26 protein-coding genes are annotated in these 16,718 nt (G+C 70.9%); all 26 read left to right on the forward strand.

Features of this window, described 5'->3' with window-relative positions:
• Positions 1–60 precede the first annotated feature (60 nt).
• The 26 genes from ACZ7L7_RS05210 to ACZ7L7_RS05335 all read left to right on the forward strand — a co-directional run bounded on the left by ACZ7L7_RS05210 (position 61) and on the right by ACZ7L7_RS05335 (position 16,703).
• On the forward strand, positions 61–366 hold the full coding sequence (locus ACZ7L7_RS05210; protein ID WP_472074869.1) for a hypothetical protein: 306 nt from the start codon (positions 61–63) through the stop codon (positions 364–366).
• Positions 366–728, forward strand: a complete 363-nt coding sequence (locus ACZ7L7_RS05215) for a hypothetical protein (RefSeq protein ID WP_472074871.1) — start codon at positions 366–368, stop codon at positions 726–728. The genes ACZ7L7_RS05210 and ACZ7L7_RS05215 overlap by 1 nt, the downstream gene beginning before the upstream one ends.
• A gap of 74 nt (positions 729–802) precedes the next feature.
• Positions 803–1,648, forward strand: a complete 846-nt coding sequence (locus tag ACZ7L7_RS05220) for a protein transporter Sec31 (RefSeq protein WP_472074873.1) — start codon at positions 803–805, stop codon at positions 1,646–1,648.
• Positions 1,648–2,292, forward strand: coding sequence for a hypothetical protein (locus tag ACZ7L7_RS05225; protein ID WP_472074875.1), 645 nt, complete (start codon positions 1,648–1,650; stop codon positions 2,290–2,292). The genes ACZ7L7_RS05220 and ACZ7L7_RS05225 overlap by 1 nt, the downstream gene beginning before the upstream one ends.
• On the forward strand, positions 2,289–2,801 hold the full coding sequence (locus tag ACZ7L7_RS05230) for a hypothetical protein (RefSeq protein ID WP_472074877.1): 513 nt from the start codon (positions 2,289–2,291) through the stop codon (positions 2,799–2,801). The genes ACZ7L7_RS05225 and ACZ7L7_RS05230 overlap by 4 nt, the downstream gene beginning before the upstream one ends.
• The gene (locus tag ACZ7L7_RS05235; RefSeq protein ID WP_472074879.1) at positions 2,798–3,382 is read left to right on the forward strand and encodes a hypothetical protein; all 585 of its coding nucleotides are present in this window, start codon (positions 2,798–2,800) and stop codon (positions 3,380–3,382) included. Before ACZ7L7_RS05230 ends, ACZ7L7_RS05235 begins: the two co-directional genes overlap by 4 nt.
• A 78-nt stretch (positions 3,383–3,460) precedes the next feature.
• Positions 3,461–3,646, forward strand: coding sequence for a hypothetical protein (locus ACZ7L7_RS05240; protein ID WP_472074881.1), 186 nt, complete (start codon positions 3,461–3,463; stop codon positions 3,644–3,646).
• Positions 3,647–4,013: 367 nt separating this feature from the next.
• Positions 4,014–4,229 (forward strand): hypothetical protein, encoded by a 216-nt coding sequence (locus tag ACZ7L7_RS05245; protein WP_472074883.1) that lies wholly within the window; start codon positions 4,014–4,016, stop codon positions 4,227–4,229.
• Positions 4,230–4,389: 160 nt separating this feature from the next.
• Entirely contained in the window at positions 4,390–4,764 is a 375-nt protein-coding gene (locus ACZ7L7_RS05250) for a hypothetical protein (RefSeq protein WP_472074885.1), read from the forward strand.
• Between the two features lie 147 nt (positions 4,765–4,911).
• Positions 4,912–5,337 carry a hypothetical protein gene (locus ACZ7L7_RS05255; protein ID WP_472074887.1) on the forward strand — a complete coding sequence of 142 codons (426 nt, stop codon included), beginning with the start codon at positions 4,912–4,914 and terminating at the stop codon, positions 5,335–5,337.
• 235 nt (positions 5,338–5,572) lie between these two features.
• Positions 5,573–6,304 carry a DNA-methyltransferase gene (locus ACZ7L7_RS05260; protein WP_472074888.1) on the forward strand — a complete coding sequence of 244 codons (732 nt, stop codon included), beginning with the start codon at positions 5,573–5,575 and terminating at the stop codon, positions 6,302–6,304.
• 121 nt (positions 6,305–6,425) lie between these two features.
• Positions 6,426–6,665 (forward strand): MerR family transcriptional regulator, encoded by a 240-nt coding sequence (locus tag ACZ7L7_RS05265; RefSeq protein ID WP_472074890.1) that lies wholly within the window; start codon positions 6,426–6,428, stop codon positions 6,663–6,665.
• 28 nt (positions 6,666–6,693) lie between these two features.
• On the forward strand, positions 6,694–7,023 hold the full coding sequence (locus ACZ7L7_RS05270; RefSeq protein WP_472074892.1) for a hypothetical protein: 330 nt from the start codon (positions 6,694–6,696) through the stop codon (positions 7,021–7,023).
• 38 nt (positions 7,024–7,061) lie between these two features.
• Entirely contained in the window at positions 7,062–7,211 is a 150-nt protein-coding gene (locus ACZ7L7_RS05275) for a hypothetical protein (protein ID WP_472074894.1), read from the forward strand.
• Complete coding sequence (locus ACZ7L7_RS05280) at positions 7,211–7,453, forward strand: hypothetical protein (RefSeq protein ID WP_472074896.1); 243 nt, start codon at positions 7,211–7,213, stop codon at positions 7,451–7,453. Before ACZ7L7_RS05275 ends, ACZ7L7_RS05280 begins: the two co-directional genes overlap by 1 nt.
• A gap of 15 nt (positions 7,454–7,468) precedes the next feature.
• Positions 7,469–7,831, forward strand: coding sequence for a hypothetical protein (locus ACZ7L7_RS05285; RefSeq protein ID WP_472074898.1), 363 nt, complete (start codon positions 7,469–7,471; stop codon positions 7,829–7,831).
• A complete protein-coding gene (locus tag ACZ7L7_RS05290) occupies positions 7,828–8,139 on the forward strand; it encodes a hypothetical protein (RefSeq protein ID WP_472074899.1) in 312 nt (103 codons plus the stop codon). The genes ACZ7L7_RS05285 and ACZ7L7_RS05290 overlap by 4 nt, the downstream gene beginning before the upstream one ends.
• A gap of 263 nt (positions 8,140–8,402) precedes the next feature.
• Positions 8,403–8,783, forward strand: coding sequence for a holin (locus tag ACZ7L7_RS05295; RefSeq protein WP_472074901.1), 381 nt, complete (start codon positions 8,403–8,405; stop codon positions 8,781–8,783).
• Between the two features lie 427 nt (positions 8,784–9,210).
• Positions 9,211–9,831, forward strand: a complete 621-nt coding sequence (locus tag ACZ7L7_RS05300) for a hypothetical protein (RefSeq protein WP_472074903.1) — start codon at positions 9,211–9,213, stop codon at positions 9,829–9,831.
• Between the two features lie 14 nt (positions 9,832–9,845).
• Positions 9,846–11,492, forward strand: coding sequence for a terminase (locus ACZ7L7_RS05305; RefSeq protein ID WP_472074905.1), 1,647 nt, complete (start codon positions 9,846–9,848; stop codon positions 11,490–11,492).
• A 15-nt stretch (positions 11,493–11,507) separates the two neighbouring features.
• Positions 11,508–12,947, forward strand: coding sequence for a phage portal protein (locus ACZ7L7_RS05310; RefSeq protein WP_472074907.1), 1,440 nt, complete (start codon positions 11,508–11,510; stop codon positions 12,945–12,947).
• On the forward strand, positions 12,931–13,986 hold the full coding sequence (locus ACZ7L7_RS05315; RefSeq protein WP_472074909.1) for a hypothetical protein: 1,056 nt from the start codon (positions 12,931–12,933) through the stop codon (positions 13,984–13,986). Before ACZ7L7_RS05310 ends, ACZ7L7_RS05315 begins: the two co-directional genes overlap by 17 nt.
• Positions 13,987–14,051: 65 nt before the next feature.
• On the forward strand, positions 14,052–14,777 hold the full coding sequence (locus ACZ7L7_RS05320) for a hypothetical protein (RefSeq protein ID WP_472074911.1): 726 nt from the start codon (positions 14,052–14,054) through the stop codon (positions 14,775–14,777).
• Positions 14,774–14,962 carry a ribosomal-processing cysteine protease Prp gene (locus tag ACZ7L7_RS05325; protein WP_472074913.1) on the forward strand — a complete coding sequence of 63 codons (189 nt, stop codon included), beginning with the start codon at positions 14,774–14,776 and terminating at the stop codon, positions 14,960–14,962. Before ACZ7L7_RS05320 ends, ACZ7L7_RS05325 begins: the two co-directional genes overlap by 4 nt.
• Positions 14,963–14,966: 4 nt before the next feature.
• Positions 14,967–16,301, forward strand: a complete 1,335-nt coding sequence (locus ACZ7L7_RS05330; protein WP_472074915.1) for a hypothetical protein — start codon at positions 14,967–14,969, stop codon at positions 16,299–16,301.
• Between the two features lie 57 nt (positions 16,302–16,358).
• Positions 16,359–16,703 carry a hypothetical protein gene (locus ACZ7L7_RS05335; protein WP_472074917.1) on the forward strand — a complete coding sequence of 115 codons (345 nt, stop codon included), beginning with the start codon at positions 16,359–16,361 and terminating at the stop codon, positions 16,701–16,703.
• Positions 16,704–16,718 lie beyond the last annotated feature (15 nt).

Consider the following 16,718-nt stretch of genomic DNA (forward strand, 5'->3'; position numbering starts at 1 on the left):
GCTCCGCAGGTCCGGGGCGAGGGGGGACCCGTTCCCAGCGATCAAGAGAGCAGGTCCGCCATGGAGCGTACCCAGCCCGACCTCACCGACGAAGCCCTGCGCAAGGTGATCGAACAGCCCAGCTACGCCGCGCAGATCCTCACCGTCGCCGCCCGCCTCCTTGAGCGGGACATCTCCAGCCCGGTCACCCCCGAGGCACTGGACGAGGCGATGACCCTGGCGGAGACGGCGATCCTCCTCACCCTGCCCGAGGCCGTCCAGCACATCGCCTCCACCCGCGCCCGCAGCCACCTCCCGTACCCGTACGCCGGCACCCGGCGGGAGTACATCGACCAGCTGCACGCGGCCGCTAAGGCGATCGCCTGATGGCCGGCCACCGCCGCGGACGCGGCCCCGCCAGCACCGAAGCCCTCGTACGGCAGATGCTCCTCGACCTCGCGCACCGCTTCGAGACCCACCGCCCCGACGCACGCGTCACCCCGGTCAGCCGCATCGCCGCGATCCAGGCCACGACCATGACCCCGGCACTCAGCCGCCTGCTGCGCTCCCGCGCCCCGGAGATCACCGGCCCGGTCACCCGCCGCGAGTACGCCGCCAAGCTCCGTGCCGCTGCCGAGCCCCCGGACCCGGGACCGGCGCGGTCCGCCCGCGTCGCTGCACTCCTTGAGCAGTGCGCCCAGGACTACGCCGAGCACCAGCGCCAGCAGAAGCGGGACGACACCGCCTGACCACTGCCAGACCGGCCGGGCCCGCGAAGGCCCCCACGCGGGCCCGGCCTCTTTTCCCGCTCCGGAGGAGCACTGTGAAGACCCGCACCACCACGCAGCTCGTCCCGCACACCGTCGACGGCAAGACCCGCATGGTCCCGGTCACCGTCGACACGCCCGCGCCTCCGCGGGACTGGGACCGCATCGTTCTCAACGGCGTCACGGGCATCGCCGTCGCCGTCCTGGCGGCCTCTGTCGTCTGGTCGACCGCATCCATCGGTGACCTCCTCGCCCGCCAGGTCGTCGAGCCCGCCGCCTACGCCGCCGCCATCGTTTTCGACCTCGCGTGGATCGCCTGCATGGCCGTCGAGTGGCTCGCCCGCCACGACGAGGACCGCGCAGCCCTGCCCCACAAGGCAGGCAACTTCGCGCTCGTGGTCGCCATGCTCGCCATCGGCGCCCACGGCAAACTCGCCGGATCGTGGGAGATCGGCGTCGTCGGCGCCCTCGTCTCCGCGCTCGCGAAAGGCTTGTGGACGGTCGTCCTGCGCCACCAGACCCCGGAGCTCGACGAGCGCACCCGCGCCTGGATCAAGGGCGAGTTCGCCGATGCGGGCGCGGCGCTCGCGATGATCCCGGTCCGCCGCCGTCTCCAGCGCGCGCAGGCGCTGGTGGCCGCCGAGCGTGCCGCGATCGGATCCGGTCCGGACAGCGGATCCGCCGATCCGGACCGTCCGGACGAGTCCGCGGACGATCCGGACGCCGACGTCATCGACCTTCACCCCCGCGCTGTGACCACGAAGGACGCGGTCCGGATCGCGTGGGACAGCGGGATCCGGGACGACGCCGACGCCGCCCGCTACGTCGCCAGGGTCACCGGCAAGGCCCCGTCTCCGGACACCGTCGCCCGCTACATGCGCGCCCTGCGGGTGGCTGGCTGATGGGCGCGCAGCCGCCGCCCGACGGTGACGAGCTGCGCGCCCGCGCCTACCTCCGCGCCCTCCACGCCCGCCCTCTCGGACACCAGGACCTCGCCATGCCCCAGCCCCAGCCTCGGCCTGTCACGCCGACGCGGATCGTGCCCGCAGGAGCACCGCTCCCACCGCGGCCGCCCGACCCCGGCGAGACCCCGCCCTGGTGGCAGAAGCCGCCCACGACACCGCCCCCGGCACCGCCTGCTCCGTCCGATCCGGATCCCGGACCGGTCGAGATCCGCCACGTCCACCACATCCAGCTGACCTGGCAGGACTCGGATCCGGACCCGGATCCGCCCTTGTGGGCGCGGGCCTGGGACCTGATCAGCTCCTGGCGGAACCTCCTCGCCATCGTCGCCGCCCTCGTGCCGTGGATCGCCGGGCAGAGCCCGGTCGGCCTGTGGTCCCACACCCTGCACGAGGCCCGCGGCGAGGCCGGTATCGCCGCCGCCTACATCCTCGCCGCGGTCGCCCTCACCGCCGCGTGGGCCGTGGACCGGCGCACCGGCCGCGCTACCCCCCGCTTCCTGCTCGTCACCGCCCTGCTGGGCTCCGTAGGGGTCCTGCACTGGTGGGACCCGATCCACCTGCTCACTGGAGTCTCCCTGTGACCGGCACGACCACCCTGACCCTCGGCGGCCTCCTTGCCGCCCTCCTCGTCCTCACCGCCAACCTGCACCCCTGGTGGACCGGCAACCGCGACCCCAAGCAACTCGCCCCGTTCGGCAAGGGGTTCACGGCCGCCGCCTGCGCCGCCGCCTGCCCCGGCGGGCTCCTCGGCTGGGCACACTCCCGCTCCGGCACCGTCGCCAACGGCGCAGGCGAGCGCACCAGCGCGGTAGCCGCTGGCACCACCACGGGCAGCGGCCTCACCAGCGGCCAGCTCGTCGGCCTCGGCTCCACCGGCGCCGCCATCGCCGTCCTCGTCGTCTTCATCGTCAGCCTCGCCTACAAGAAGGCCGGCAAATCCGACCGGCGCCGCATCATCGGCGGAGCGTTCGTCGGCTCCGTGCTGCTCCTCACCGCGGGCGTGGCCGGAGCCCTGTCCTGGCTGCCGGACGTCCTGGACACCACCGGCGCTGTTCTCGTCGACACCGTGCAGGGGGTGGGACTCCTGTGAGCCGCCTCGCCCGCCCCGCTACCCGCCTCGCCACCGGTACCAGCGTGCTGGCCCGGCGTCTCGGCGCCCGCACTGCCGCCTGGATCCGCAAGGGCCGCCGCGACGACCTCACCGGCTGGCGCGCCACCCTCGGCTGCTGGGCGCGCCTGGCCGTCCTCGGGCTCGGCTGCTGGCTGCTGTGGCGGCTCATCCGGGCCGTACCCCACCTGCTGTGGCTGCTGTCGGCCGCGTGGACCGCCGCCGCCTGGCGAGCAGGCCGCCCCCGAACCGAGGGGGAGGCCCCCGACGAGGCCCCGCCCGTACCCGACGCGGAGGCCGTGCGGGGCCTGCTCCTGGCCCTCATGGGGACCGGCTCCGGGGTGCACCTGCGCACTGTCCTCGCCCACCTCCAGCAGCACGGCCAGTGGGAGGGCCGTACGGTCACCGATCTGCGCGCTCACCTGACCCGCCTCGGGGTGCCCGTCGACCGGTCCGTGAAGGTGGCCGGCACCCCCACCTGGGGGGTCCGCCGACGCGATCTGGAGGCCCCTTCCCCGACCACAGCCGAGGACACGTCTCCCGAGCCGTCTACCGCCGCCTGACCTGCACGTCTACCGGCGCATCTACCGCCGTCTACCAGCCCATCTACCCGCCATCTACCGCCGGGAAGGGGACCCCCGATGGACGAGATCACGAGGCGTATGGCCGAGGCCGAACAGGCCGAGTCGGAAGGGAACTACCGGGAAGCAGCTCACCTCTACAACCGCCTCGGCAAGGACATTCAGGCCCGCCATGGGCGCTTCGACGCCAGGGCGCTTGACGCCTTCGAGGGAGTGGCCCGCTCGATCCGCAAGGGGAGCGCGTAGCCCAAAGCGTGTCTGGCTCGGCGACGGCCCCGTAACGGAGCCGCCCGCCGCAACAGCACGACGACCCACAAGCACCGGCGCGGCCGTGCCTTCCGCCAAGTCGACTACGGCCGCGCCGGGTTCCACCCATCCCGAACACGAGACAGGAGACCGCCATCATGGCGTTCCGCCGATCAGTCCCCCAAGACGAGCTCCGTAAGACGATGAGCCCGGAGCAGTTGCAACGGCATGCGACGACCTACCAGCCGTCCCGCGGCGGTCACTTCCCCGAGCCCGAGAAGCCGGTTCCGGGCACACCGAAGCCCAACGCGAAGCAGTGACCCGGCCAGTCCGGCGAGCTGACCTGAACGACTGAGAGGATCGAGTCATGAGTGAGCGTGTGAACGTCCGTGTCCTGCTGCTGTTCGGCGACCAGGCCGAGGTCGTCGCCAACGTTCCGGCCGAGGAGCGCGCGGAGCCGGAGCGGTACCCGGCCGGTGAGATCGCCGAGGCTGTGGGCCTGGCGGTCAAGGATCTGCCGGGCCAGGCTCTGTCCGCTGTCGTCGGTGGCGACGGCCGGCTGTCCGGCTGGCAGCTGGCCTGATCGCGTAGGGCCTCAGCCCCGCTTGGGGCTGAGGCCTTTTCTTCACCTCAGGGTGTTGCAATCCACTACTTGAGTGCTGTAAATTACTACTCAAGAGGTGAGGGGCCGCGAACCCCGACCCTCCCGATCCATCTCAACTCAACAGTGGAAGGACAGTCACATGGCTGACCACAAGGACGAGGTCATGGGGGTTCTGGCCCACTCGATCTCGACGGTCTACACCATCCTCGTTGACGTCTGCGGGATGCTCCCCGTGCGCATCGGCCTCCCCGCCGACCAGCACATCCCCGCATCGGCCGCCTACCCCGCAATCCAGCGGGTGGCCGACCTCGCGACGGAGCAGCCCATGGGCGAACTCCAGGGGATCCAGCTGTACACCGGCTGCATCCACCTCCTGGCCGCCATCGACCTCTACGCCCTCTGCGCAATGAGGTTCATGGACACCCGAGCCGAAGGAGCGAGCGCCAACCTCCTCGTCGCAGAAGAGGCGCTCCGGGCACTCGCCACCTGGCTGGCGATCAACGAGGCCGACTGACCAAGCACCGCCCCCGGCAGCCAGCCGGGGGCGGTACCCACTGAAGACGCGAGACCGGCGAGGGCCAGGCCGAAGCCCCGGCACACGGTGCCGCTGCGAAACCCCCGCCGGCCGGATCCATCCCTCACCAGGAAGGACAGAACACCCATGGTAGAGCGCCCGCCCCACCCCACGCCCCCCCGGCAGCCGCCACGCCCACCGGAGACGGTCGAGGAAATCGCGGCCCGCCTCGGCCGCCCCCTCAGCACGGTCAAGAACACCTGGCGCCGGCACCCCGCCTGGCCCGCACCACTCCCCGAGAAGCGGGGCCGCCGGGTCCAGTACGACCCCGACGCCGTCGACGCGTTCGTCCGCGACCACATCGACCGCCAGACCCCCGACCTCGAACCCCGCCGCCTCTACACCGCCCGCGACCTCGAAGCCGCCGACATCGGCATCCGGGCCAGCACAATCCGCGCCGACCTCGCCCGAGGACGCTGGCCCAACCCCGACGACACCACCGGCAGCGTGAACCGCTGGTACGGCTCCACCGCAACCCACGCCCTCGCCAAACGTCGCGGCTACCGACGCTGAGCAGCCGCAGCATTCCGCTATCGCGACAGCGCTCCCCTTCGATGCCACACCCAGGACCAGGCCCCGCCGCGTAACCCCCTGCCGCAGCGGGGTCCGCTTCTTAGGGCAGACCCTATGGATGCGAACACCTGTTCCAGGTGAGCCTTGATCGACTGGTCCGGCCGGATCGCGCGCACTTCCCAACGACTCGCTCGTCGCCTTTTGACGCACGCGACCCGGCGAAAGGCACGCCCTCATGCCCGATTGGACCCTCCACACCGGAGACGCGCTCACCATCCTCAACAGCCTCGACACACCCGTAGACGCTGTCATCTGCGACCCGCCCTATAACAGCGGCGGGCGCACAATGACCGAGCGCACCAGCCGTACCGCCCGCGAAAAGTACCTGACCGAAGGCGGCCGCAAGCACGGCTTCGACCTCGGCGATTTCACCGGCGACAACCGCGACCAGCGCTCGTACCTCGCATGGCTGTCGCTCATCCTCGCCAACTGCTACCGCCTCACCAGACCTGGCGGCGCGGCCCTCGTCTTCACCGACTGGCGCCAGCTCCCCGTCACCTCAGACGCCCTGCAGGCCGCGGGCTACACCTGGCGCGGCGTCGCCGTCTGGCACAAGACCACCGCGCGCCCCCAGCCCGGCCGCCTCAAGCAGGACTGCGAATTCATCGTCTGGGGCAGCAACGGCGCCATGATCCCCGGCAACGAACCCGTGTACCTGCCGGGCCACTTCACCGGCAGCCAGCCCCGCGGCACAAACCGCCGGCACATCACGCAGAAGCCCCTCGACGTCATGCAGCAGCTGGTCCGCATCGTCCCTGCCGACGGCACCGTCCTCGACCCATTCACCGGGTCAGGCACGACCGGAGCGGCCGCGCTCCTCGAAGGGCGCTCATTCATCGGGATCGAGCAGTCAGCGAGCTACGCCGCCATCGCCCGCGAGCGACTGGCCGAAATCACGGCCGCATAAGCCCTGCTGGACACGGAAACGATCAGCACTGCATAATCCGATGCCAGCAGCACACTTGTGCCCACACACCACACAGCCCCCGTCCTTGAGCGGGGGTTTCGTCGTATCCGGGGGTGAGCGCATGCCCCAGCCGGGCTCAGGTCCCCGAGAGGCCGACGGTGAGTTCTGGTTCACCGTCCGCGAGATCGCCGCCTTCACCGGCCGCGCCCTGCAAACGATCTACTCCTGGGAACGCCGCGGCCACCTCACAAACCCCCGGCACGACGAGCGCGGCCGCCGCATCTACACCCAGGCCCAGGTCGCCGCCGCCGAACGCCGAGCCCGCCACAACACCGCCGCGGTCCGCCGCCTCGCCAGCTGACCGCCCCATCCCACCGAAGGAGCCCGCGATGCCGCGCGAAGCCCTCACCGTCACCCAGCTCAGCCGTGCCGGTATCGCCCCGCCCACCCCGGCCGACGGCGACCCCGTCAACAACCACAGCGTGCAGAACAACGGGCGCGTCTTCCTCCTGGTCGCCAACGCCAGCGAATCCAACGCCCGCACCCTCACGCTCCGCCTCCCCGGCGTAGTCGACGGCCAGGCCCTCACCCCCAAGACGGTCTCCATCCCCGCCAGCGCCTCCCGCTACATCGGGCCCTTCCCCACCGACTCCTACGGCTCCACCCTCCAGATCGACGTCGACAACGCCGAACTCAAGCTCACCGCCTTCGGCATCTAATGCCCTCCACCGCAGGAAGTGTGACCGTCGCCTGCCCCGTGTGCGACGAAGAGATCACCATCGCGCTGCGCATCCAGACGCCCCCACGGACGGACAACAGCAAGCCGCTCCGCATCGAGCTGGAGCCCGACCTCGATGCCTTCCGAACCCACCTCACCGCCGCCCACGCCGACACCGATGGAAGCTGATGGCCAATCAGAAGATCGGGCAGCTGATCGACAGCCTCGGCGTCGAAGCCGACCTCGACGAAGGCGACCTCGTCGCCGACGCCTTCGTGATCCTCAAGGTCGTCAAAGCCGACGGCACGGTCACACTCGCCAACGCCCGCTCCGAGGGCCTCGACTGGATCACCCGCCTCGGCATGGTCACCGCCGCACACACCATCGAGAACAGCGGCTTCATCGACTCCCCGTCCACCGACGACACCTGAGAGCAGGCACCCGCATTGGCCCGCATCCAGATCCTCCCCCTCCCCGAAGGCGCCTCTGACGAGCGCCCGCCCTTCGCCCTCGTCATCGACCAGGCCAACGAAGCGATCTTCCGTGACCTCGCCCACGGCATCGCGTACGACAGCGACAACGGACAGCGCCCGCTCCGCGAAGCTCTCAAGGCCGACCTCGGCGCCCAAGCCATCCTGTGCTTCGAGGACACCATCGAGATCCCCGCCAACGACGTCACCGCCTACGCCACCCCGACCACGGTCATCCATGTCGAGGGTGACGCCGACTACGGCAGCGCCGACCTCACCGACCAGATCCGTCGTGGCATCGAACGCGCCCAAGCCGACCACTACGGACGGACTGCGTGAGCGGCGGCGCCTACAACTACCTGTACGCCTCCGTCGACCTTGAGGACCTCCAGGCCCGCCGCTACGACCTCGAAGCCATGGCGGCCCGGCTGGCCGGCCTCGGCTACGCCCAGGACGCCGCCGGCGAGACCGAGGAACTTCTGCTCCTCTTCAGGCAATGGGAAGTCCGGGCCGAGGTGCGAATCAGCCGACTCTCCGAGCTGTGGCGCGCCGTCGAGCGCCTGGACTCCAACGACGCAGGCGAGGACGCCGTGAAGGCTGCCCTCGCCAAGTACCGGGCCGACACCGACGGCACCCCGCCGCCATAGCCCGGTCAGTCCTGGAAAGACCCGTCCCGACGCCGCTGGTGCCGGCCCATCATGTGCTTGCACTGCGGGCAGTTCTTCAAGAACACCGGCTTGATCAGCCACGCGAGCGTGATCAGGTACAGCGTGTGGCGCCCCTGCCGGGCAATCCACGGCATCGTGCACGTCTGACAGTCACGGCACCCACTGGCCACGACAACACCCCCTCACCGCTGGGACCCCCCTGGTCCCACGCCCGGCACGGTAACCCTCCGGAGGTGGTCACCGTGGCCAGACGCGCAATGTCCATCTGCACCACACCAGGCTGCCCCGAGTACACCCACGGCGGACGATGCGCAGGCTGCCGAGCCAGGGCCGAACGCCAGCGCGGCACCGCCGCCCAACGCGGCTACGGCACACGCCACCGCCGCCGCTTCCGCGCCGCCGTCCTCGCCCGCGACCCGGAGTGCGTCTGCACCGACACCAGCCACGGCCACGCCAACCCGTGCGGCGCCCTCAGCCAGCACGCCGACCACCACCCGCGCAGCCGACGCGAACTGGTCGCCGCCGGCGAGGACCCCGACGACCCACGCCACGGCCGCGGCCTGTGCGGCCCGTGCCACAGCCGCGAGACCGCACACCACCAGCCCGGCGGCTGGAACCAGTAGCCCACCACCCCACCCTGCGCCCCGCCCTGCCGCACGCCGGCCCCGAGGCGCTGCCCGGGCTGCAGGACCTCACCGACACTGCGGCTCGGCTCACGCTCACCGATTCCGCATCGCCGAGCACAAGCCGACGCATCAACCCCGCCCAGCGCGCACCTGGCGCGGTCTGCGCGATGCCAGCCGCCGACGGTCACGGCGCAACGCCGAGACCGGCCTGAGCGGCGCCGCGCAGCCGGGCTCGCCGGGCCCGCGCGGGGGTGGGGGCGCACCCGCGCGGGCGTGCGCGCAGGAGACCGCGGGGGAGGGCAACGCCAGTCTGTACGGGTCTGGGAACCCCCGTCTGACGCGTCGAACGCCGGCACCACCCGCGCCCACTGCCCAGCCGCAATGGCCGGGCACCGACGCGCCGCAACGGCGCTCACCTGGAGTGATGACCATGGCAGGCATGGGCCCAGCCCCGAAACCCGAGGGAGCACGACGCCGGCGCAACGCCACCGTCGCCATGACCCCGCTACCGCCCGAAGGGCGGAAAGGGCGCCCCCCGAAATGGCCGCTGCTGGACGACGTCGTGCTCGTCGCCCGCCGTGACCTGGCGGTCCGCAGGGCAGACGAGCTGGAGCTCGCGCTCTTGGAGCCGAACCTCACGGGGCGCGCGAAGATCGCTGCACAGAAGAAGGCCGACACCGCACGCGAGGCCGCGCTGGTCCTCACCAAGCAAGTCGAGGCGCAGCAACAGCTTGAGGGTGAGCTGTGGAAGGAACTGTGGAAGACACCGCAGGCGGTGATCTGGGCGCAGCAGTCGTGGACGCGGGAGGTCGCGCAGTACGTGCGGTGGAAGGTTCGCGCGGAGTCGGGCGATCTGGACGCGGCCAAGGAAGCACGGCAGTTGGCGGACCGTCTGGGGCTGACGCCTCTGGCGATGCTGCGGCTGCGGTGGAAGATCGCTGAGCCGGACGAAGGCACGGTGTCGCGTGCGCGGCGTCGGCCGGCTGCCGGAAGGCGTAGGCCGAAGCCGGACGACCCTCGGGCCACCTTGCACTTGGTGGACTAACCGTGGGTGTCCTGATGGTGCCCAGCCCGGACGACGAGCCGTGGCCGACGCTGGGCCCGCAGGTGTGTGATCTCCTCGAAGAGCGTGCGATCCACGGGCCGGGCGCGCTGCGTGGCCAGCCGTACGTGCTGGACCCGGAGAAGAGGGCGCTGATCTACCGCTGGTACGAGGTGTACCCGCAGGGGCACCCGCGCGCGGGCAAGCGGCGCTTCAAGCGGGTGGGGCTGTCGGTCCGGAAGGGCACGGCCAAGACGGAGCTCGCCGCCGCGGTGGCGTTCGCCGAGCTGCATCCCGAAGGGCCGGTCCGGTGTGACGGGTTCGACGCGGACGGAGAGCCGGTCGGTGTTCCGGTGTCGGACCCGTACATCCCAATGGTCGCGTACACCGAGGAGCAGACGGAGGAGTTGGCGTACGCCGCTCTGTACGTGATGGTCACGGAGGGGCCGGACGCGGATCTGTTCGACCCGGGCCTGGACCGCATCATGCGGTGGGACGGTCTGGGCCGTGCGGTGCCGCTCGCGTCCTCACCGGACGCGCGTGACGGTGCACGTACGACGTTCCAGCACTTCGACGAGACACACCGCTTTACGCTGCCCCGGCACCGTGAAGCGCACCAGACGATGCTGGCGAACATCCCGAAGATCATGCTGTTCGACCCGTGGTCCCTGGAGACGACCACGACGTACACCCCCGGCGAGGGCAGCGTGGCTCAGGGCACGCACGAGTTCGCCGAGCTGGTTGCGTCGGGGAAGTCGAAGGACCGGACGCTGTTCTTCTTTCACCGCCAGGCGGACCCGCGGCCGGACGAGGACCTCTCGGACGACGAGCAGATCCGCGCTGCGGTCCGTGAGGCGAGCGGGCCGAGTATCGCGGCGTGGCCGGACTTCGAGGGCCAGGTCGACGCGATCGTCTCCCTGTACAACGCGCCCGACACGGACCGCGCGTACTGGGAGCGGGTGTGGCTGAACCGTCGGGTGCAGGCCGGCCGCCAGGCCTTCTCCGTCGCACGGTGGGCAGAGCTCGCCCGGCCGGACCAGCCGCTGCCGGAGAAGGGCGAGCGGATCACGATCGGCTTCGACGGCGCCCAGTTCCGCGACGCCACTGCGCTCATCGCCACCCATCTGGCGACCGGGTTCCAGTGGCCGCTCGGCATCTGGGAGGCCCCGCCCGGTGCCAACGAGGGCGACGACCCGGACCAGCAGTGGGAGTGTCCAGCCGACGAGGTCGACGCCGCGATGATCGAGGCCTTCGACACCTGGGACGTGGTCCGCTCCTACGTCGACCCGCCGTACTGGGAGGGCCTGATCACCACGTGGCAGGGCCGGTGGGGCGAGAAACAGATCACGAAGTGGTGGACCAATCGCCTCAAGGCCACGGCCTACTCGCTGCGCGCCTACGAGGGCGCGATGAGGACCGGGGCGCTGACGCACTCCGGGCACGATGCGTACGCCCGGCACGTGGCCAACGCCCGCAAGAAGCAGCTGAAGATGCTCGACGAGCAGGGCAAGCCGCTGTGGGTGATCGAGAAGGAACGTCATCAGTCGCCGCTGTCCATGGACGGCGCGATGGCCGGCTGTCTGTCGTGGGAAGCCCACCGCGACGCGATCGCAGCTGGCGTCAAGCCGAAGAGGAAGCCGTCCAGGATGATCGTCCTGCGGTAGAAGGTGAGGTGAGCCATGGAGCGCACCGAGCTGGAATGGCTGGAGCACCTGATCGCCTGCCACGACAGTTGTAAGGGCGACCTCGAAAAGTTGGACCGGTACTACGAGGGCACGCAGCCCCTGTCGTACATGGCGCCGGAGCTGCAGCAGGAGCTGCAGGAGTCGGTGCGGCAGGTCGTCATCAACTGGCCGCGCCTGGTCGTCGACTCGATCGAGGAGCGCCTGGACGTCGAGGGATTCCGCTACCCGGGCAAGGCCGAGGCCGACGAGGAGCTGTGGCGGATCTGGCAGGCCAACGACCTGGATGAGCAGTCCCAGATGGGGCACCTCGACGCACTGGTCATGCGGCGGTCCTACGTCGTGGTCGGGCCGAACGAGGAAGACCCCACGACGCCGATCGTGACGGTGGAGTCGGCGCTCGACATGTACGCCGAGCACGACCCGCGGACTCGCCGGGTCGCCGCCGCGGTGAAGCGGTGGTGCGAGGGCGCGGGCAAGGACGAGATCGAGCACGCCACCCTGTACCTGCCGGACGCGACGATCTGGTGGGTCAAGCAGGATGGCACGTGGGTCGAGGATCCGGACTACCCGCGCGATGACCACGGCCTGGGCGTGCCGCCGGTGGAGGTCCTGGCGAACCGGACCCGGCTGAAGTTGCGCAACGGTGTCTCTGAGCTGGCGGACGTCATCCCGCTGTCGGACGCCGCCTGCAAGATCGCCACGGACATGATGGTGTCCGCCGAGTATCACGCCACCCCGAGGCGTGTGGCGTACGGGTTCGGTGAGGAGGACTTCACCGACGAGCACGGGCGGCGGATCTCCGCCTGGTCGCGGATCGCGGGCCGGATCTGGGCGACGGAGAAGAACAAGAAGGACGACGGCGTCGACGTCACCCAGTTCCCCGAGGCGGATCTGAAGAACTTCCACTCGACGATCAGCCAGCTCGCCACGCTGGTGGCGTCCCTGGCCGGTCTGCCGCCGCACTTCCTCGGGCACTCCACCGCCAACCCCGCGTCGGCGGACGCGATTCGCTCCAGTGAGGCGCGCTTGGTGAAGCGGGCCGAGCGCAAGCAGAGGGCGTGGGGCGGCACGTGGGAGCGGGTCATGCGGCTGGTGCTGCTGGTCCGCGACGGAGAGGCGTCCGCCGACGCGCGGTCGCTGGAGACGATCTGGCGGGACGCGTCCACGCCGACGGTGGCTCAGGCCGCCGACGCCGCGGTGAAGAAGTTCCAGGCGCACATCGTGCCGCTGCGGCAGACCCGCGAGGATCTCGGCTACACCCAGGCGCAGATTGTCCGCATGGAAGAGCAGGACGAGGCCGACGCGGCCAACACGGTCCGTCGCCTGGCGGCCGGGGATGTCACGCCGCTGTTCGGCGCGAAGCCGGTCGAGGAGCCACCGCAGCCGCCGGAGGATGAGGAGCCGCCGGAGGCCGGCCGTGGCAACGCCGCCTGAGCGAGCCGGGCTTCCCCCGGATCCGATGCAGATGGCGGCCGCCCGCTACGACCACGTCGCGGCCACGATTCGGGCGATCGTCGAGCAGATCCAGGCGGTGTGGGCGCAGCTCACCGCCCAGTCGGTGGAGGCCGCGCTGCTCGGCGAGGCCGGCGCTCAGATCGCCGCCGCGGCGGCGGCCGGGCAGCTGACCGTCGCCCAGGCCGCCCAGGCGTACATCGCCGCGCAGATGGCCGCGCAGGGCGGGATGTCGCTGGCCCGGTCCGCGCTGCTGCCGCAGTTGGTCCCGTCCGCGTTCACTGGGATCGCGCCCGGGGGCGGGCCGCTGGAGTCCCTGCTGTATGTGCCTGCCATCGGTGTGCGGCGCAGGCTGGCCGCGGGGCTGCCGCCGGAGGAGGCGATGATCGGCGGGCTTGTGGACATGACGATGTACACCTCGACCGCGATCGCCGACACGGCGCGGACCGCGGACCAGGTCGCGATGGCCGCGCACCCGCAGTGCGTGGCCTACGTGCGGGTCGTACGGCTGCCCGCCTGCGCCCGGTGCATCATCCTCTCCGGCCAGATGTACAGCCGCTCCGAGGGGTTCCTGCGGCACCCGCGCTGCGACTGCCAGACCCTGCCGCTGCGCGAGAACGAATGGCCCGGCATCTACACCCCGCGCCAGCTGTTCGACCAGCTCGACAAGGAGCAGCAGCAGCGCGTGTTCGGGGTCGACGGTGCCCGGGCGATCCGGCAGGGTTCGGACATCGGGCAGATCGTCAACGCCCGCCGCGGCATGAGCACCGCGACCGTCCACGGCCGCGACGTGCAGATCACCAGCGAGGGCACCACCCGCCGCGGCGTGTACGGGCGAAGCCGCGCCCAAGCCGGGGACCGGTTTGGCCGGTTCGCCGGGCAGCGGTACGGCCAGGCCACCTCGGCCCGCTACATGCGCACCCAGTCGACGCCGCGCCTGATGCCCGAGGAAATCTTCCGGATCGCGGAGGACCGCGACGAGGAACTGCGGCTACTGCGCCGCTACGGCTACATCGTGTAGCCGCCCACCCCACGGCCGTACGCAACGTGCGGCCGCCGATTCCCCCGCAATGGGAGACACCCACCATGAAGGCAACCCGCCACGCCTGGCTGCCCGCTGCGCACCGCACGGGCGACTGGTTCCAGCTGACCCGGCACGACGACCCCGACCCGGCCGATCCGTCGGCAGACCCGCCTGCCGACCCGGCGGACCCGCCCGCCGATCCGCCGGCAGACCCCGACCCGGCCGATGACCCCGAGGGCGCCGACCAGCTCGGCGACGCCGGGAAGAAGGCCCTCGACGCGATGAAGCGGGAACGCGCCGAAGCGAAGAGGGCGGCGGCCGCCGAGAAGAAGCGCGCCGACGCACTCGCCGCGAAGGTGCAGGAGTTCGAGGACCGCGACAAGTCCGAACTGGAGCGAGCCCAGGCCCAGGCCCAGCGGGCGCAGGAGGCGGCCGCAAAGGCCACCGCCCGCGCGGTGCGCGCCGAAGTGAAGGCTCTTGCCGCTGACTTCGCCGACGTCGATGACGCGGTCGTGCACCTGCAGTCGCGGATGGGCGAGTACGCCAACGACGACGGCGAGATCGACACCGAGGCCATCGAGGCCGATCTCACGGAGCTCCTCGAACGCAAGCCGCACCTGCGCAAGCAGGCGGCGCCCGCGGACCCGCAGGGTTCGGACAGGAAATCGCCCAAGCCGGACCCGAGCCAGGGCCCCCGGCCGTCGCCGACGCCCGCCGATTACCGCAACGCCGACCGCTCGGCTCTCAAGGACGAGCTCGCCAAGTACGGCGTCCGCCTGCGCGGATGATCCGGATCCGTGCCCGGCTGGGCGACGGCCGCACCGTGATCGAGGTCGACGGGCATGAGGGCCACGTCGAGAGCGGGCGGGTGTGCGCGGCGATATCGGCCATCACTCAAACCGCACTGCTCGGCCTGTCCGCCGTGGCCGAGCAGCACCCGGACCTTGTGTCCGTCGACATCACCTTGGAGTAACCGCATGAAGACCAACACCCTCGCGCGTGCGCGGTCGTGGTTCCGGCTCGACCGGCACGACGTCCGGACCACCCTGCCGGCGGCGATCCGCGCCATCATGCAGAACGGCCTGCTCGACGGCATGTTCCGCGAGTCGCTCATGCCGGAGCTGCTGTTCGCGCAGATCGCGGACGTCGAGCCGTGGCAGGGCGCCAAGGGCTCGAAGAAGATCATGACCCGTAACGGGCTCATGACCCCGGACCCCACCCCGACCACCGGCTCCGACGCATCCACCGGCTCGTACAGCATCGAGCAGTGGGAAGTCGTCATGGACCAGTACGGCAAGTCCATCGACACCGACCTGCTGCAGTCGAAGATGACGCAGGCGTCGAAGTACCTCAACGACGTCGGCCGCCTCGGCATCCACGCCGGGCAGACCCTCAACCGGCTGGCCCGCAACAAGCTGTACAAGGGGTACGCGGGCGGCCGTACGTTCTGCCGCACGGCGGGCTCGTCGGACACGACCATCGAGGTCGCCAGCGTCGACGGGTTCACGCACGTCCTGGTCGACGGTGTGCCCACCGCCGTCAGCGCGTCGACTCCCCTGGACATCACCATCGAGGGCGTCGCCAACACGGTCACCGGCGTCAACACCAGCACGAACACGCTGACCCTGGGCACGGCCCGGGCGGACGTCCTCGGTGATGCGGTCGTGTCCTCGCAGGCCCCTTACGTCGTGCGGGCAGGCACCAGCAACGACTCCGCCTACGACCTGGGCGCCGGGGACCTGATCAAGTTCTCCCATTTCCGGGCCGCGGTCGCCCGCCTGCGCCGCATGCACGTCCCGCCGGCCGAGGGCAGTAACTACGTCGCCCACATCGACTCCGTGACCGAGAGCCAGCTGTTCGAGGACACCGAGTTCCAGAACCTCTACCGGGGCCGCGCCGACTCCGACACCTACCGCGATCTCGCCATCGGTGTGTTCGGCGGCATCGTCTGGGTCCGCAACGAAGAGGTGCCGTACCTCGACACGAGCGCCACCGGCTACGAGGACCTCTCCACCACCGTGCACCGGCCGATCGTCGTCGGCTCCGGCGCCCTGGTTTCCGCGCCGTTCGAGGACATCGCGGGCCTGCTCTCCGAGACCGGAGTCAGCGACGTCCCCGAGATCGCCATGATCAACGTCGCGCCGGGTGTCGACGTCGCCCGCATCGTGCGCCCGCCGCAGGACCGGTACCAGCAGACCGTGTCCACGACCTGGTCGTGGGTCGGCGACTACGGCGTCCCGAGCGACTCCCTCGCCAACGGCGACCAGGCCCAGTTCAAGCGGGCCGTGATGCTGGAGCACAGCGCGAACTGACCCCGCCCGGGGCCTGGCCGGCGGCCGGGCCCCGAGCCCGACGAAAGGGGAAGTCTCGTGCCTCGTGTTGTGGTCAACGAGAACTTCAAGGTCTTCCACGGGCACATGCCCGTACAGCTCACCGCAGGGCAGGTCGTGACCGGCAGCCTCGCCGACCTGCTCGCCCGCAGCGCCCGCAAGAAGGTCACCGTCCTCGACGATGGCCCGGACCCAGAGGGCGGCAAGCAAGGCCCGACAGCCCCGGCCGACGGCGACCTGGACCTGGACGCGTCCATCGCCGACGTCCTCGCCTGGGTCGGCAACGACCGCGAGCGGGCCGCCGAGGCGCTGGGCCAGGAACAGGCCAAGTCCAGCCCACGGTCGACGCTGGTCAAGCAGCTCGCCAAGATCGCGGACGCGTAGCGGGGAGGGGGCGTC

Source organism: Streptomyces sp. NPDC110618, from assembly GCF_055657065.1.

Excerpts from the sequence above, each read along its gene's own strand:
- ACZ7L7_RS05250 (WP_472074885.1), top strand. The coding sequence starts at position 4,390 with ATGGCTGACCACAAGGACGAGGTCATGGGGGTTCTGGCCCACTCGATC.
- ACZ7L7_RS05270 (WP_472074892.1), top strand. The coding sequence starts at position 6,694 with ATGCCGCGCGAAGCCCTCACCGTCACCCAGCTCAGCCGTGCCGGTATC.
- ACZ7L7_RS05255 (WP_472074887.1), top strand. The coding sequence starts at position 4,912 with ATGGTAGAGCGCCCGCCCCACCCCACGCCCCCCCGGCAGCCGCCACGC.
- ACZ7L7_RS05330 (WP_472074915.1), top strand. The coding sequence starts at position 14,967 with ATGAAGACCAACACCCTCGCGCGTGCGCGGTCGTGGTTCCGGCTCGAC.
- ACZ7L7_RS05215 (WP_472074871.1), top strand. The coding sequence starts at position 366 with ATGGCCGGCCACCGCCGCGGACGCGGCCCCGCCAGCACCGAAGCCCTC.
- ACZ7L7_RS05260 (WP_472074888.1), top strand. The coding sequence starts at position 5,573 with ATGCCCGATTGGACCCTCCACACCGGAGACGCGCTCACCATCCTCAAC.
- ACZ7L7_RS05310 (WP_472074907.1), top strand. The coding sequence starts at position 11,508 with ATGGAGCGCACCGAGCTGGAATGGCTGGAGCACCTGATCGCCTGCCAC.
- ACZ7L7_RS05320 (WP_472074911.1), top strand. The coding sequence starts at position 14,052 with ATGAAGGCAACCCGCCACGCCTGGCTGCCCGCTGCGCACCGCACGGGC.
- ACZ7L7_RS05210 (WP_472074869.1), top strand. The coding sequence starts at position 61 with ATGGAGCGTACCCAGCCCGACCTCACCGACGAAGCCCTGCGCAAGGTG.
- ACZ7L7_RS05265 (WP_472074890.1), top strand. The coding sequence starts at position 6,426 with ATGCCCCAGCCGGGCTCAGGTCCCCGAGAGGCCGACGGTGAGTTCTGG.
- ACZ7L7_RS05300 (WP_472074903.1), top strand. The coding sequence starts at position 9,211 with ATGACCATGGCAGGCATGGGCCCAGCCCCGAAACCCGAGGGAGCACGA.
- ACZ7L7_RS05240 (WP_472074881.1), top strand. The coding sequence starts at position 3,461 with ATGGACGAGATCACGAGGCGTATGGCCGAGGCCGAACAGGCCGAGTCG.
- ACZ7L7_RS05325 (WP_472074913.1), top strand. The coding sequence starts at position 14,774 with ATGATCCGGATCCGTGCCCGGCTGGGCGACGGCCGCACCGTGATCGAG.
- ACZ7L7_RS05245 (WP_472074883.1), top strand. The coding sequence starts at position 4,014 with ATGAGTGAGCGTGTGAACGTCCGTGTCCTGCTGCTGTTCGGCGACCAG.
- ACZ7L7_RS05280 (WP_472074896.1), top strand. The coding sequence starts at position 7,211 with ATGGCCAATCAGAAGATCGGGCAGCTGATCGACAGCCTCGGCGTCGAA.
- ACZ7L7_RS05305 (WP_472074905.1), top strand. The coding sequence starts at position 9,846 with ATGGTGCCCAGCCCGGACGACGAGCCGTGGCCGACGCTGGGCCCGCAG.
- ACZ7L7_RS05225 (WP_472074875.1), top strand. The coding sequence starts at position 1,648 with ATGGGCGCGCAGCCGCCGCCCGACGGTGACGAGCTGCGCGCCCGCGCC.